Here is a 13,351-nt window from a genome sequence, read left to right on the forward strand (position 1 = left end):
GTCCGGGCGGGGGTTCAGCCGAGCTTGCGCCGGTAGGCCAGCACCGCGGCCGCGTGCGCGAGCAGGAGGATCGCCCCGCACCACCCCAGCGCCGGCCAGACGGCGTTCCCCACCGGCTGCTGGGTGAGCAGGGCGCGGATCGTGTCCACGATCGACGTCACCGGCTGGTGCTCGGCGAACCACCGCACCGGGCCGGGCATGGAGCCGGTGGGGACGAACGCGGAACTGAGGAACGGCAGGAAGATCAACGGGTAGCTGAAGGCGCTCGCCCCCTCGACCGAGGTGGCCGTCAGGCCCGGGTTCACGGCCAGCCAGGTCATCGCGAGCGTGAACAGCAGGAGGATGCCGGCGACCGCGAGCCAGCTCCCGATCCCGGCGCCGGTGCGGAAACCGATCGCGAGCGCCACCGCCACGACCACCGCCATCGAGATCAGGTTCGCGACCACCGAGGTGAGCACGTGCGCCCACAGCACCGCCGAGCGGGCGATGGGCAGGGACCGGAAGCGCTCGACGAACCCGCTCTGCACGTCCAGGAACAGCCGGTGCGCCGTGTAGGCGACCCCGGAGGCCACCGTGATGAGCAGGATGCCCGGCAGCAGGTACCCGGTGTAGTCGCCTTCCCCCGTGCCGGCGCCGGTGTCGATGGCGCCGCCGAGCACGAAGACGAACAGCAGCAGGAAGGCGACGGGCATGACCGCGGTGGTGATGATCGTGTCGGGGCTGCGCAGCACGTGCCGCAGCGAACGACCGGTCAGCAGGGCGGTGTCGCGCAGGGGCCCTCCGCTCACGTCGTCACCCGACCCTCGCCGGCCGCGCCGGTGACGGCGAGGAAGACCTCCTCCAGGCCGGGGCGCCTCGGGACGAGTTCGACGGGGGCCGCCGGCAGCAGCGCCTCCAGCTCGGCCGGGGTGCCGTCGGCGATGATCCGGCCCCGGTGCAGGATGGCGATGCGGTCGGCGAGCCGTTCGGCCTCCTCCAGGTGCTGGGTCGTCAGCAGCACGGTGGTGCCGTGGGCGGCCAGTCCCGCCACGGTCCGCCAGACCTGGTGGCGCGCCTGCGGGTCCAGGCCGGTGGTCGGTTCGTCGAGGAAGACGACCGCCGGGTCGCCGATGAGGCTCATTGCGATGTCCAGGCGCCGGCGCATGCCGCCGGAGTACGTCGCGGGCTCGCGGTCGGCGGCGTCGGTGAGCTCGAAGCGGGCGAGGAGGTCGTCGGCGACGGCGCGCGGTCGCGGCTGGCGGCGCAGGCGGGCGATGAGCAGGAGGTTCTCCCGGCCGCTGAGCCGGTCGTCCACGGCGGCGAACTGCCCGGTGAGGCTGATCGCGGCGCGGACGGCGCCGGCGTCGGTCACGACGTCGTGCCCGGCGACGGTGGCGGTCCCCGCGTCGGGCCGGGTCAGGGTGGCGAGGATCCGCACCAGGGTGGTCTTGCCCGCTCCGTTGGAGCCGAGCAGGGCCAGGACGCTGCCGCGGTCCACGTCCAGGTCGACGCCGCGCAGGACGTGCACCGGCCCGTAGGACTTCTCCAGGCCGCGGACCCGGACCGCGGCCGGGGTCACGGTTCCTCCCCGTCGGCGGTGCCGTCGACCGCGCGCCGCAGGCGGCGGCGTTCCCCGGCGTTCCAGCCGCCGTCGGAGTAGGTGCGGGCGAAGGTGTCGGCGAACTCGACGGGGTCGTCGCCCACGACGTCGCGCACGGGTGTGCCGTCGGCCGCGGCCTGCTCGAACAGGTCGACCAGGCCCTCGTACATGGTCGCGGCCGCGTCGCCGCTCGTCGGGCTGTCGGCGGACCGCATGAGGTAGCGCTCGACGGCCTCGGCCGTGGTGCGGTGCTCCTCGGGCAGGGCCTTCAGGCGGCGCCGGTAGGCCCGCCAGCGCTGCTTGTCCTCGAAGGCGCCGGTGAGGACTTCGACGAAGTTCCTGGGCATGGTTGCGGACCGTCCTTTCGGAGCTGTTCCAGTTGCCGGGAGAGGAAGGTCCACGTCCGCCAGAACTCCTCGAGGTGCTCACGCCCGGTGGCGTTCAGGGAGTAGGTCTTGCGGGGTGGTCCCTTCTGGGAGGGGGTGCGCTGGACGTCGACCAGGGCGCGTCGTTCCAGGCGCACGAGGAGCGCGTAGATCGTCCCCTCGGCGATGTCCTCGAACCCCTGGTCGCGCAGGGAGGCGGTGATGTCGTACCCGTGGGCGGGGCGGACGGCCAGGGTCGCCAGGACGATGCCCTCCAGGGTGCCCTTGAGCATCTCGGTGATCTGTCCGGCCACGACGTCCGTCCCGCTCGCCTCGTTGGTACTCAGTGTCGCTGACTACCAGTACATAGTAACGCTGACTACCGAGAGCGCAAGGGTCCCCGGGAGGGGGATCGGGGGAGGCGGCCCCTCACCGCGGTCGAGGACTCCGGTGTCCTCGACCGCGGCGGACCGGGCGGTGGGGTGGGGTGGGGTGGGGTCAGGAGGCGGTGAGGGGAGCGGGGTCGGTGAAGCCCAGGACGCCCTGGTCGTCCACCCGCGCCCGCACGACCTGCGTGTACCCCTCGGCCACGAGCGCGTCGAACAGCGGCTGCATCCGCTTGGCCTGCTTGACCAGCGCGACCCGCGCCCCCGTCGCCCGCAGCTCCTGCTGCTTGCGCAGCAGCGCGCCCGCGTCGGCCCCGGCCGGGTGCACCAGCGCGATCGCCCCGGCGGCGTCGGTGGGCAGCGCGATCTCGTCGACGATCCGCTCGAAACCGATCGAGAAGCCCGCCGCGGGCAGGTCCCGGCCGGAGAACCGGCCGACCATGTTGTCGTAGCGGCCGCCGCCGGCGATCGAGGAACCCCCGCTCGCGAAACCCATCTCGAAGATCGGGCCGGTGTAGTAGCCCATCCCGCGCACCAGCGTCACGTCGAACTGGACGTCGAGGTCGGGGGCCGACACCGCCAGCGCCGCGGCGATCTCCTGCAGCCGGCCGACGGACTCGGCCGGGACCGTCCCGGGCAGGGCCCCGTCGCCGAGGCGGGCGACGTCGCGCAGCGGCAGCAGGTCGGTCAGCGCCTTCTCCAGCGCGGCCACCGCGTCCTCGGCGAAACCCTTCGCGCGCAGTTCGCCGAGCACGCCGTCCAGGCCGATCTTGTCGTTCTTGTCGACGGTGATCAGGACGCTGCCGTGGTCGGCCTCGGCGAACCCGCAGCCGGTCAGCAGCCCCGTCAGGACGCCGCGGTCGTTGATCCGCAGGACCGTGCCGGTCAGACCCAGGCGGGTCAGCGCCGTGTGGGTCGCGGTGACGAGCTCGATCTCGGCGAGGCTGCCGGGTTCGCCGACGATGTCGATGTCGCACTGGACGAACTGGCGGTAGCGGCCCTTCTGCGGCCGCTCGGCCCGCCACACCGGCCCGATCTGGACCGCCTTGAAGGGCATCCGCAGCGCCGCCGCGTTCGAGGCGACGTACCGGGTGAGGGGGACCGTCAGGTCGAAGCGGAGCCCGAGGTCGGCGGCGTCGGCCGGCAGCAGCGGCTCGTCGGCGGCCAGGCCGCGGCGCATGACCTTGAACAGCATCTTCTCGTTCTCGCCGCCCTGCCCGGACTCCAGGCGGGACAGTTCCTCCAGGGCCGGGGTCTCGACCTCGTCGAAGCCGAACGAGCGGTAGACCTCCCGGATCACGTGCAGCGCGTGCTCCCGGCGGGCCTTCTCGACCGGCAGGACGTCGCGCATGCCCCGTGCGGGGACCACCTTGGAAGCCATGGGCCCATCGTAGGAGAGCGGCGCGGGCCCCCGGGACGCCCCGGGGGCCCCGCCTCAGCGCGCGACGAGGTCCTCCAGCGTCGCGCGGGCGCCCTTGGCGTGCAGCGACGCCAGGGTGGCGGTGTACTCGGCGACGAACGCCTCGTCGTCGACGAGGTCGCCGAACAGGGACCGGTCGGCGATGAAGGCCGTCGGCTCGTCCCGGTTGCGCTGCGCGGTCGCCACGAGGCGGTCGGCGATCCGGTCGGACACCGCGATCGGCTCGCCCTGCTCGTCGACGCCCTCGGCGTAGCGAGCCCAGCTCGCCACGACGGCGGCGGCGCGGAAGAACTCCCCGCCGGAGGCGATCTGCTGCCGGACCACCGGCAGCAGCCACTTCGGGATGCGGTCCGAGCTCTCGTTGCACAACCGGGCGACGGTGTCGCGGACCTCGCCGTTGGAGAACCGGGCGATCAGCTCGCGCCGGTAGGCGTCCAGGTCGATCCCGGGGACCGGCTCCAGCGTCGGCGTCGCCTCGCGCTCCATGTAGGCCAGCAGGAAGCCCGCGAACAGCGGGTCCTGGGCCACCTCGTGCACGAGCCGGTACCCGGCCAGGTACCCGAAGTAGCACAGCGCCTGGTGGCTGGCGTTGAGCAGCCGCAGCTTCATCAGCTCGTACGGCTCGACGTCCTCGACGACCTGCACGCCGGCGTCCTCGTACGGGGGACGGCCGGCGCCGAAGTCGTCCTCCAGCACCCACTGCACGAACGGTTCGCACACCACGGGCCAGGCGTCCTCGATCCCGAACCGCTCGGAGACCTCGGCGCGGTCGTCGTCGGTGGTGCCGGGGGTGATGCGGTCGACCATGGAGTTCGGGAACCGGACGTTCGCGTCGACCCACGCCCCGAGGTCGGGGTCCTTGGCCGTGGCGAAGGCGACGAACACCTTGCGGGCGACGTGCCCGTTGCCCTGGATGTTGTCGCACGACATGATCGTGAACGGCGGGACGCCGCGCTCGCGGCGGCGGCGCAGCGCCTCGGTGACCAGGCCGAACGTCGTCCGCGGCACGGCCCCGTCGGTGAGGTCGGCGGCCACGCCCGGTTCGTCCAGGACGAACTCGCCGGTGACGGCGTCGATGTTGTACCCGCCCTCGGTGACGGTGAGGGACACGATGCGGATCCGCGGGTCGGCCATCGCCTCGACCGCGGCGTCCGGGTCGGCCGGGGCGTGCAGGAAGTCCAGGATGGACCCGATGACGCGCGGTTCGCGGGAGCCGTCGGGGGCCTTGAGCACCAGGGTGTACAGACCGCCCTGGGCGTCCATGACCTCCTTCATCCGCGCGTCGTGCGGCAGGACGCCGATGCCGCGGATGCCCCAGTCCAGCGCCTGCCCGGCGTTCATGAGGCGGTCGAGGTACATGGCCTGGTGGGCGCGGTGGAAACCGCCCACCCCCAGGTGCACGATCCCCGGCGTGACCTGCGCGCGGTCGTAGGCGGGGACGGGCACCCGGGGGTGGGTGCCGGTGCCGATCGCGGCGAGGTTCTGCGGGTTCAGCTGGGTCACCGGGGTCTCTCCGAACGTCGCTGGGCTGCTGGGGTCGCTGGGGGTGGGGGTCACTCGCTGGGGGTCACTCGGTGCTGGTCACTTGACGGCACCCATGGACAGACCCTGCACGAGCTTGTCCTGGGCGGCGAAACCGGCGACGAGCACGGGCAGGGAGATGACCGTGGCCGCCGCGCACAGCTGGGCGAGGAACAGGCCCTGGCTGGTGACGAAGCCGGTGAGGAAGACCGGCGCGGTCCCGGCGACGGTGGCGGTCAGGGTGCGGGCCAGCAGCAGCTCGTTCCAGGAGAAGATGAAGCAGATCAGCGCGGTGGCCGCGACGCCGGGCATGGCGACGGGCCGGACGATCGACCACAGCATCCGCAGGAGCCCGGCGCCGTCGATGGACGCCGCCTCCAGCATCTCGCCGGGGACCTCGGCCAGGAACGACTGCATCATCCACACCGCGATGGGCAGGTTCATCGAGGTGTACAGGACGATCAGCAGCCAGATGTTGTCCAGGGTGCCGGTCTGCGTGGCGAACAGGTACAGCGGCAGCAGGCCCGCGACCAGCGGCATGAACTTCGTGGACAGGAAGAAGAACATGACGTCGGTCCACTTGCGCACCGGGCGGATCGACAGCGCGAACGCGGCCGGGATCGCCAGGCACAGGACGAGGGCGGTGGAGATCACCGACGCCATCGCCGAGTTCAGCAGCGGGGGGACGGGCCCGGCGGACCAGAACGCGCGGTAGCCGTCCAGGGTGAGGGCGGCGGCGATCGAGGGCGGGTTGGTGGCCGCGTCGGTCTCGGAGTGCAGGGACGTCAGGACCATCCACAGCACGGGCAGGACGAACAGGACGCCGACGACCCAGGCCAGGGCGCCCCAGATCGGCTTGCTGCGGTTCAGCTCCCGGGCGCGCTGCTCCTTCTTGGAGGTGGGGACGTGGGCGTTCGTGCCCGACTTCAGAACGGCGGTGCTCATCGGCCGGCCTCCTGCTTGAACATGCTGGACACGACGCGCAGGGCGAAGGTCGCGATGACGATGGTGGCGATGACGACCACGACGCCCATGGCCGAGGCGAGGCCGTAGTCGTGGGCGGAGAACACGGTCTGGTAGATCGTGTACGGCAGGTTCGCGGTGCCCAGGCCACCGGCGGTGATGGTGAACACGGCGTCGAAGTTCTGCACGATGTAGATGGCGCCGAGCAGGCCGCCGAGCTCGAGGTACTGCCGCAGGTGCGGGAACGTCAGGTACCGGAAGATCTGGAAGGCGCTGGCGCCGTCCATGCGGGCGGCCTCCTCGGCGTCGGCCGGTTTCGACTGCAGGCCCGCGAGCAGGATCAGCATCATGAACGGCGTCCACTGCCAGATGAGGGACACCTCGATGGCGATCTTCGGCGCGGTGGACAGCCAGTCGACCTGCGGGGCCGAGTCGGAGCCGAACAGCTTCCAGACCGCGTTGATCGTGCCGTTGAGCAGGCCGTAGTTCGGGTTGAACAGGGCGTGCTTCCACAGCAGGGCGGCGGCGATGGGGACGACGAGGAACGGCGCGATCATCATGGTGCGCACGGCGCCGCGGCCGGCGAACCTCCGGTCCAGCAGCAGGGCGATGAGCATCCCCAGGACGAGGCTGATGAGCACGACCGTCACGGTGAGGACGACCGTGTTGACGACGGCCTCGCGCAGCTGGGCGTTGGTGAACACCGAGACGTAGTTGTCGATGCCGCCGAACCCGCGGTCCTGGGGGTAGTAGGAGTTCCAGTTCATGAACGAGATGACGATGGTCGCCACGAACGGCAGCTGCGTCACGATGATCGTGAAGATCAGCGCGGGCAGCAGGGGCGCGCGGCGGGCCCAGTCGGCGGCCCGGCGCGCCGAGCCCGCACTGCGCTGGGGCCGGTCGGGGCCCACCTTCGTGTGGTGGGGGGCGGTGCTTGCGCTCATGGGGGACGTCCTCCGTGCTCCCGGGGGGCAGACGGCTGGGGTGGCGGGGCTGGGTGGCGAGGCCCCGGCGTCACCGGGGCCCCGCGGGGGTCACTTCTTGTACTTGTCGCTGACCAGCTTCGTGGCGAGTTCCTGGCCCTGGTCCAGGGCGTCCTCGACGCTGGTCTGCCCGGCGATGGCCGAGGAGACGAACTGCGAGACCTGGGTGCCGAGGTCGGCGAACTCGGGGATCGCGATGAACTGGATGCCGGGGGCCGGGCGGGGCTGCAGGCCCGGGTCCTCCGGGTTCGCGGCGTTGATGGCGTCCTGGGTGGCCTGGTAGAAGGGGCCGGCGGACTTCTGGTAGTCGGCGTTCTCGTAGGTGGAGGTGCGCTTGCCGGCCGGGACGCTGGCCCAGCCGACCTCGGTGCCGACGAGTTCCTCGTACTTCTGGCTGGAGGCCCAGGAGATGAACTTCCAGGCGTTCTCCTGCCGCTTGGACGCCTTCTGCACGCCCCAGGCCCAGGTGTAGAGCCAGCCGGAGGAGTCGGTCTTGTTGACCGGCGCGGCGGTGTACCCGATCTTCCCGGCCACGGGCGACCCGGCCGCGTCGAGGGACCCGGCGGCCGACGTCGCGTCGTACCACATGGCGACCTGGCCCTGGGTCATGCCGTTGAGGCACTCGGTGAACCCGGCCTGCGGGGCGCCGTTCTCGCCGTGGGCGCGGACCAGGTCGACGTAGAACTTCGTCGCCTCGACGAACTCCGGCGCGTTGACCTGCGCGGTCCAGTCCTCGCTGAACCAGGTGCCGCCGAAGGTGTTGACGACCGTGGTGAGCGGGGCGAACACCTGGCCCCAGCCGGGCAGGCCGCGCAGGGCGATGCCCTTCATGCCCGGCTGCGCGCCGTCGAGCTGGGCGGCGAAGTCGGCCACCTCCTGCCAGGTCGGCTTCTCGGGCATGGTGAGGCCCTTGGACTCGAAGACGTCCTTGCGGTACATGAGGAACGAGCTCTCGCCGTAGAACGGCTCGGCGTAGACCTTGCCGTCCTCGCCGGTGAGGGCGGTCGCCAGCGGCTTGAGGATGTCGTCCTGGTCGAACTCCGAGTCGGCGGAGATGAAGTCGTCCAGCGGCGCGAGCCAGCCGTTGGTGGAGTAGAACGGCACCTCGTAGTTGGAGATCGAGGCGACGTCGTACTGGCCGGCCTGGCTGGAGAACTCCTGGCTGATCTTGTCGCGGACGTCGTTCTCGGGCAGCACGGTGTACTTGACCGTGATGCCGGTGTCCTTGGTGAAGTGGTCGGCGGTGAGCTTCTGCAGGTCGACCATCTGCGGGTTGTTGACCATGATGACGTTGAGCGTCTTGTCGTCGCCACCACCTCCGCCGCCCCCTGCGCCGCCCCCGCCGCCGGCGCCGGAGCAGGCGCCCAGGAAGGCCGCTCCGCCCAGCCCGGCCGCGCCGCCCAGGGCCGCGCGGCGGCTGATGCTCGAGCGGGTGCCGGGCAGGTGGATTCCGTGACGTCCAGCCATGGTGTGCCCTCCAGTGTCCTCTTCGACGTCTTCTTCGACTGGTCGAGATCTCCGGGTCCGCGGACCGGGGGTGCCCCGGCGGTGCGACCGTTGCGACCGCTCATTTGAGCGGACTACTCTCAGCTGTGCCGATCGTGACGCGCGACACGGGCACTGTCAACTCATCCACCCCCCAGGAGCAGCCATGGCGAAGACGCCCGCCCGCGGCGCCACGTCCCGCCGCCCGTCCACGAGCGCCCTCGCCCTCGCGGCCGCCGCGGCCCGCCGCTTCTACGTCGAGGGGCAGACCAAGGTCGACATCGCCCGCCAGCTCGGCGTCAGCCGGTTCAAGGTCGCCCGCCTGCTCGCCGACGCCCAGGAGGCCGGCCTCGTGCAGATCCAGGTCGTCGTGCCCAGCTCCCTCGACGGCGACCTCGCCGACGCCGTGCGCGAACGGTTCGGCGTGCGGTCGGTCTACGTCGTGCGGCCCGACGACGACACCGTCGCCGGGCAGCGCCGCGCCGTCGCGACCTTCACCGCCGGGCTGCTGGAGGAGAGCGTCACCGCCGACGACGTCGTCGGCCTCGCCTGGGGCCGGACCATCTCCCAGCTGGCCGCCGCCCTGGCGGCCCCCCTCGGCTGCCGTTTCGTGCAGCTGTCCGGGGCCCTGCCGCGACCGGACGTGGACGAGAGCGCCGTCGAGCTCGTGCGCCGCGCCGCCGAGGCCACCGGGTCCTCGGCCACCACCTTCTACGCCCCCCTGGCCGTGCCCGACGCCGCCACCGCCGACGGGCTGCGGTCGCAGTCGGGCATCAGCGAGGCGCTGGCCGAGCTCGACCGGCTCACCCGCGCCGTCGTCTCGGTCGGCGCCTGGCGGCCGGGGGAGTCGACCGCCCTGGACTCCCTGGGCACCGCCGACCGCGAGGCGCTCTCGGCCGCCGGCGTCGTCGCGGAGGTCACCGGCGTCCTGCTGGGCGCGGACGGGACCGAGGTCGACGCCCTGGCCGACCGGGTCATCGGCGTCACGGGCCGCCAGCTGCGCGCGACCCCCGACGTCGTCGCCATGGCCTGCGGCGACCTGCGCGCCGAGGCCACCGCGAGCGTGCTGCGCAGCGGGCTGGTCTCGACGCTGGTGACGCACGCGTCGCTGGCCCGCGCGGTCCTCGCGACCCCGTCCTAGCCGAGCACGCCTAGCGCCCGCCGCCCGGCTCCGCGCCCGCCGTGCTCTCCCGCACGACGAGCCGGTGCGGGACGACGATCCGCTGGGCCGCGACGGTGCCGCGCCGGCCGATGCGGTCGGCCAGGCACGCGAGCGCGCGGGCGGCGATCTGCCGCTTGTCCGGGGACACGGTGGTCAGCGACGGCGTCGCGTACCGGCCGTCCTCGATGTCGTCGAAGCCGGCGACGGCGATGTCGTCGGGGACGCGCCGCCCGCTGCGCAGGATCACCCGCAGCGCCCCCAGCGCGAGGCCGTCGCTGAAGCAGAAGACCGCGTCGGGCGGTCGCGGCGCGGCCAGCAGGGCTTCCACCGCTCGCGCCCCCTGGGCCCGGTGCAGCGTCCCGACGGGCACCTCCAGCGTCTCGTCGTGGGGCAGACCGGCGTCGGCGAGCGCCTGCCGGTACCCCAGGAGCCGTTGCGCCGCGGTGCCGTTGGTCAGGTGCGGCTGCAGCCCGACCGCGGCGATGCGGCGGCGCCCGAGGCCGGCGAGGTGGGACGTCACCGCGTGCGCCGCGGCGACGTTGTCCACGGTGACGTGGTCGGCCACGCCCGCGGGGTCGCGCTCGCCCAGCACGACCAGCGGCAGCCGGCTCGCGTGCTCGGACAGCTCCTCCGGCGGCAGCGCCCAGGGGCTGACGACCAGGCCGTCGAGCATCCGGCCGCCGCTGCCCTCCAGCAGGCGGCGCTCGCCCTCGACGGTGCCGCCGGACTCGTTGACCAGGACCGTCCAGGACCGTTCGAGGGCGTTCTCGACCAGCAGGCCCGCCACCTCGGCGAAGTAGGCCGAGGTGAGCTCGGGGACGACGAGGCCGATGACGCCGGTGCGGCCGCCGCGCAGGTGGCGGGCGGCCAGGTTCGGCCGGTAGCCCAGCTCGTCGAGGACCTGCTGGACGCGGGCCCGGGTGGCGGGGGCGACCGGGCCGGCCCCGCTGACGACGTTGGACACCGTCCGCACCGAGACCCCGGCCTTCGCCGCGACCTCGCGCAGGTTCGCCGCCACGCGTGCACTCCCTTCGTCCGCTCCCTCCGAGGATCGTCGCACGGTGTTCCCGGCCTCCGCTTGCCACGTGGCATGCCACGTTGCAGACTGGAGTCGCCCCGTACTCGACGAAGAGGTGGACCATGACCGCGAACGTGACGGCGAACCAGACCCCGACCACGCCGCAGGACCCCGAGCCCAGCACCGAGGAGCTCGTCGCGGCGATCTACCGCGACGGGATCGTCGCCCGCAAGGGCGCCTTCAGCACCGAGTGGGCCGACCGGCTCCGCGAGGACATCGAGGCCGCCTTCGAGGAGGCCCGCTCCCGCCCCGACGGCGCGGTGGGCCGCGGCCCCAACCGCTACTACGTGGAGATCCACCCCGAGCAGATGCGCGGGTTCGTCGACCTCGTCGACCACCCGTGGGTGCGCCAGGTCTGCACCGGCGTCCTCGGGGAGGACTACGAGATCGTCGAGCTCGGCTTCGACGTCCCCTTCGCCGGCGCCGTGAACCAGCCCTGGCACCGCGACTTCCCCGCCCCGGAGGAGACCCGCCGCGACCGGCGCCTGACCTCGCTGGCCTTCAACCTCACGGCGGTCGACACCGAGGAGGACATGGGTCCCTTCGAGGTCGCCCCCGGCACCCAGTTCGACGACGGGTCGGAGTTCAAGCACGAGATGTTCCCCGACAAGTCCGTCTACGGCCGCTACGAGGGACTGGCGGTCCGCAAGTACCCGCAGCGCGGTGACATCTCGGCCCGCTCGGCGCTGACCATCCACCGCGGGACGAAGAACTTCTCCCAGAAGCCGCGCCCCGTGCTCGTCCTGGGCGTGGACGCCCCCGGCGCCGGCAACGCCGAGCACCACGACATGGCGGTCACCAAGCAGTACTGGGAGGAGCTGCCCGAGCGGGTGAAGGCCCACCTGCACTGCCCGGTGGTGGACGAGCTCACCCCCATCACGCAGAAGCACACCATCGAGGGCCTCGTCATGGGAGAGGCGTGAGCGTCCGCTCCGCCCCCACGGGCCGGCAACCCCGGCTCGTCTACGCGGTCGCGGCCACCTCCGCCCTCGGGGGGCTGCTGTTCGGCTACGACACCGGGATCATCTCCAGCGCCCTGCTGTTCCTCAGCCGCGACTTCGGGCTGTCCCCGCGCGAGCAGGAGGTGGTGGTCAGCGCCATCCTCGTCGGCGCGATGGTCGGCGCCCTCGGCGGCGGGGCGCTGTCCAACCGGTTCGGGCGGCGGCGCATCGTGCTGGCCGTCGCCGTCGTCTTCGGGCTGGGGGCCGTCGCCGCGGCGCTCGCCCCGGGCACCGGCTCCCTCATCGCCGCGCGCTTCGTCCTCGGGCTCTCGGTGGGCGGCGCCTCGGCGATGGTGCCCGTCTACATCGCCGAGATGGCCCCGCCGGGGATCCGCGGCCGGCTCATGGTGCTGTTCCAGCTCATGGTCGCCATCGGGCAGCTCGTGGCCTACGTCTGCGGGTACCTGCTCGCCGGCCACGGCGACGGCTGGCGGTGGATGTTCGCGCTGGCCCTCGTCCCGGCGCTCGTCCTGGTCGTCGGCATGACGCGGCTGCCGGAGAGCCCGCGCTGGCTGGTGGAGGCGGGGCGGACCGAGCAGGCCCGCGCCGTGCTCGCCCGGCTGCGCCGCCCCGAGGACGACGTGGACGCGGAGATCGCCGAGATCCACGCGGTGCAGGACCGGCTGCCGGCCAACCCCTGGCGGGAACTGCGCCGCGGCTGGATCCGGCCCGCGCTGGTGGCCGCGCTCGGCATCGCCATGTTCTCCCAGCTCACCGGGATCAACGCGGTCGTCTACTACGCCCCGACGGTGCTCACCGACGCGGGTTTCGGCGACTCCGTGGCCCTGCTGACCGGCATCGGGATCGGCGTCATGCTCGTGGCCGCGGGCATCGCCGGGACCCTGCTGGTCGACCGCGTCGGGCGGCGCCGCATCCTGCTGCTGCTCATGCCCGGTTCCGCGCTGGCGATGGGGGTGCTCGCGCTGTCCTTCCTGCCCGAGCAGACCTCCGTGACCCAGCAGTGGGTGATCGTCGGCGCGCTGTTCGCCTACATCGGCCTCAACGGCGTGAGCATGCAGTCGGTCGTCTGGCTGCTCGGGCCGGAGATCCTGCCGCTGGCCGTGCGCGGGCCCGCGACGAGCCTGGCGGCGCTGACCCTGTGGGGCTTCGACCTGCTCATCGCCCTGACCGCGCTCACCGCCGTCAACAGCATCGGCCGGACGGCCACCTTCGGGATCTACGCGCTGATGAACGTGCTGTGCATCGCCTTCGTGGCCCGCTACGTGCCCGAACCCAAGGGCCGCAGCCTGGAGCAGATCGAGCAGGCCCTGCGCGGGCCCGGGCGGTTCGTCGAGTCCGTCGGCGCGGCCGGCCGCGACCCGGCGCCGGCCGCCGCGTCCCGGCGGCCCTGACCCCGCCCGACCCCGCCCGATCCCGTCCCGCGGCTCCACGTCCCGGCGGTCCTGCA

The 13,351-nt window shown here is 72.7% G+C and carries 12 protein-coding genes and 1 pseudogene; 3 read left to right on the top strand and 10 right to left on the bottom strand.

What is annotated here, in order from left to right:
• Positions 1 to 14: 14 nt before the first annotated feature.
• The 9 genes and pseudogenes from ACRYRX_RS05330 to ACRYRX_RS05370 form a co-directional block, all read right to left on the bottom strand.
• The gene (locus ACRYRX_RS05330) at positions 15 to 788 is read right to left on the bottom strand and encodes an ABC transporter permease (RefSeq protein ID WP_432510787.1); all 774 of its coding nucleotides are present in this window, start codon (positions 786 to 788) and stop codon (positions 15 to 17) included.
• The gene (locus tag ACRYRX_RS05335) at positions 785 to 1,558 is read right to left on the bottom strand and encodes an ABC transporter ATP-binding protein (protein WP_432510788.1); all 774 of its coding nucleotides are present in this window, start codon (positions 1,556 to 1,558) and stop codon (positions 785 to 787) included. The genes ACRYRX_RS05330 and ACRYRX_RS05335 overlap by 4 nt, the downstream gene beginning before the upstream one ends.
• On the bottom strand, positions 1,555 to 1,926 hold the full coding sequence (locus ACRYRX_RS05340) for a DUF1048 domain-containing protein (protein ID WP_432510789.1): 372 nt from the start codon (positions 1,924 to 1,926) through the stop codon (positions 1,555 to 1,557). Before ACRYRX_RS05340 ends, ACRYRX_RS05335 begins: the two co-directional genes overlap by 4 nt.
• A gap of 8 nt (positions 1,927 to 1,934) precedes the next feature.
• Positions 1,935 to 2,258, bottom strand: a pseudogene (locus tag ACRYRX_RS05345) (PadR family transcriptional regulator); the annotation flags it as partial.
• A gap of 184 nt (positions 2,259 to 2,442) precedes the next feature.
• On the bottom strand, positions 2,443 to 3,711 hold the full coding sequence (gene hisS / locus ACRYRX_RS05350; protein ID WP_432510790.1) for a histidine--tRNA ligase: 1,269 nt from the start codon (positions 3,709 to 3,711) through the stop codon (positions 2,443 to 2,445).
• A 54-nt stretch (positions 3,712 to 3,765) separates the two neighbouring features.
• Positions 3,766 to 5,253 carry a mannitol dehydrogenase family protein gene (locus tag ACRYRX_RS05355; RefSeq protein ID WP_432510791.1) on the bottom strand — a complete coding sequence of 496 codons (1,488 nt, stop codon included), beginning with the start codon at positions 5,251 to 5,253 and terminating at the stop codon, positions 3,766 to 3,768.
• A 78-nt stretch (positions 5,254 to 5,331) separates the two neighbouring features.
• Positions 5,332 to 6,216 carry a carbohydrate ABC transporter permease gene (locus tag ACRYRX_RS05360; protein ID WP_432510792.1) on the bottom strand — a complete coding sequence of 295 codons (885 nt, stop codon included), beginning with the start codon at positions 6,214 to 6,216 and terminating at the stop codon, positions 5,332 to 5,334.
• Positions 6,213 to 7,178, bottom strand: a complete 966-nt coding sequence (locus ACRYRX_RS05365; protein ID WP_432510793.1) for a carbohydrate ABC transporter permease — start codon at positions 7,176 to 7,178, stop codon at positions 6,213 to 6,215. The genes ACRYRX_RS05360 and ACRYRX_RS05365 overlap by 4 nt, the downstream gene beginning before the upstream one ends.
• Before the next feature lie 90 nt (positions 7,179 to 7,268).
• Positions 7,269 to 8,684: an ABC transporter substrate-binding protein gene (locus ACRYRX_RS05370; RefSeq protein WP_432510794.1), complete on the bottom strand. Its 1,416-nt coding sequence runs from the start codon at positions 8,682 to 8,684 to the stop codon at positions 7,269 to 7,271.
• Between the two features lie 184 nt (positions 8,685 to 8,868).
• Between ACRYRX_RS05370 and ACRYRX_RS05375 the strand changes: the two genes are divergently transcribed.
• On the top strand, positions 8,869 to 9,843 hold the full coding sequence (locus tag ACRYRX_RS05375) for a sugar-binding transcriptional regulator (RefSeq protein ID WP_432510795.1): 975 nt from the start codon (positions 8,869 to 8,871) through the stop codon (positions 9,841 to 9,843).
• A gap of 10 nt (positions 9,844 to 9,853) precedes the next feature.
• Here ACRYRX_RS05375 and ACRYRX_RS05380 read toward each other — a convergent pair whose 3' ends face one another.
• Positions 9,854 to 10,882, bottom strand: a complete 1,029-nt coding sequence (locus ACRYRX_RS05380) for a LacI family DNA-binding transcriptional regulator (protein ID WP_432510796.1) — start codon at positions 10,880 to 10,882, stop codon at positions 9,854 to 9,856.
• Positions 10,883 to 11,004: 122 nt separating this feature from the next.
• Between ACRYRX_RS05380 and ACRYRX_RS05385 the strand changes: the two genes are divergently transcribed.
• Together ACRYRX_RS05385 and ACRYRX_RS05390 are read left to right on the top strand one after the other, a co-directional pair.
• Positions 11,005 to 11,865: a phytanoyl-CoA dioxygenase family protein gene (locus ACRYRX_RS05385; RefSeq protein ID WP_432510797.1), complete on the top strand. Its 861-nt coding sequence runs from the start codon at positions 11,005 to 11,007 to the stop codon at positions 11,863 to 11,865.
• Entirely contained in the window at positions 11,862 to 13,295 is a 1,434-nt protein-coding gene (locus ACRYRX_RS05390; protein WP_432510798.1) for a sugar porter family MFS transporter, read from the top strand. Before ACRYRX_RS05385 ends, ACRYRX_RS05390 begins: the two co-directional genes overlap by 4 nt.
• The last annotated feature ends 56 nt before the right edge of the window (positions 13,296 to 13,351 follow it).

The organism is Kineococcus lubricus (genome assembly GCF_050871965.1).
Classification (GTDB): Bacteria; Actinomycetota; Actinomycetes; order Actinomycetales; family Kineococcaceae; genus Kineococcus.

Excerpts from the sequence above, each read along its gene's own strand:
- ACRYRX_RS05340 (WP_432510789.1), bottom strand. The coding sequence starts at position 1,926 with ATGCCCAGGAACTTCGTCGAAGTCCTCACCGGCGCCTTCGAGGACAAG.
- hisS (WP_432510790.1), bottom strand. The coding sequence starts at position 3,711 with ATGGCTTCCAAGGTGGTCCCCGCACGGGGCATGCGCGACGTCCTGCCG.
- ACRYRX_RS05360 (WP_432510792.1), bottom strand. The coding sequence starts at position 6,216 with ATGAGCACCGCCGTTCTGAAGTCGGGCACGAACGCCCACGTCCCCACC.
- ACRYRX_RS05365 (WP_432510793.1), bottom strand. The coding sequence starts at position 7,178 with ATGAGCGCAAGCACCGCCCCCCACCACACGAAGGTGGGCCCCGACCGG.
- ACRYRX_RS05370 (WP_432510794.1), bottom strand. The coding sequence starts at position 8,684 with ATGGCTGGACGTCACGGAATCCACCTGCCCGGCACCCGCTCGAGCATC.
- ACRYRX_RS05375 (WP_432510795.1), top strand. The coding sequence starts at position 8,869 with ATGGCGAAGACGCCCGCCCGCGGCGCCACGTCCCGCCGCCCGTCCACG.
- ACRYRX_RS05385 (WP_432510797.1), top strand. The coding sequence starts at position 11,005 with ATGACCGCGAACGTGACGGCGAACCAGACCCCGACCACGCCGCAGGAC.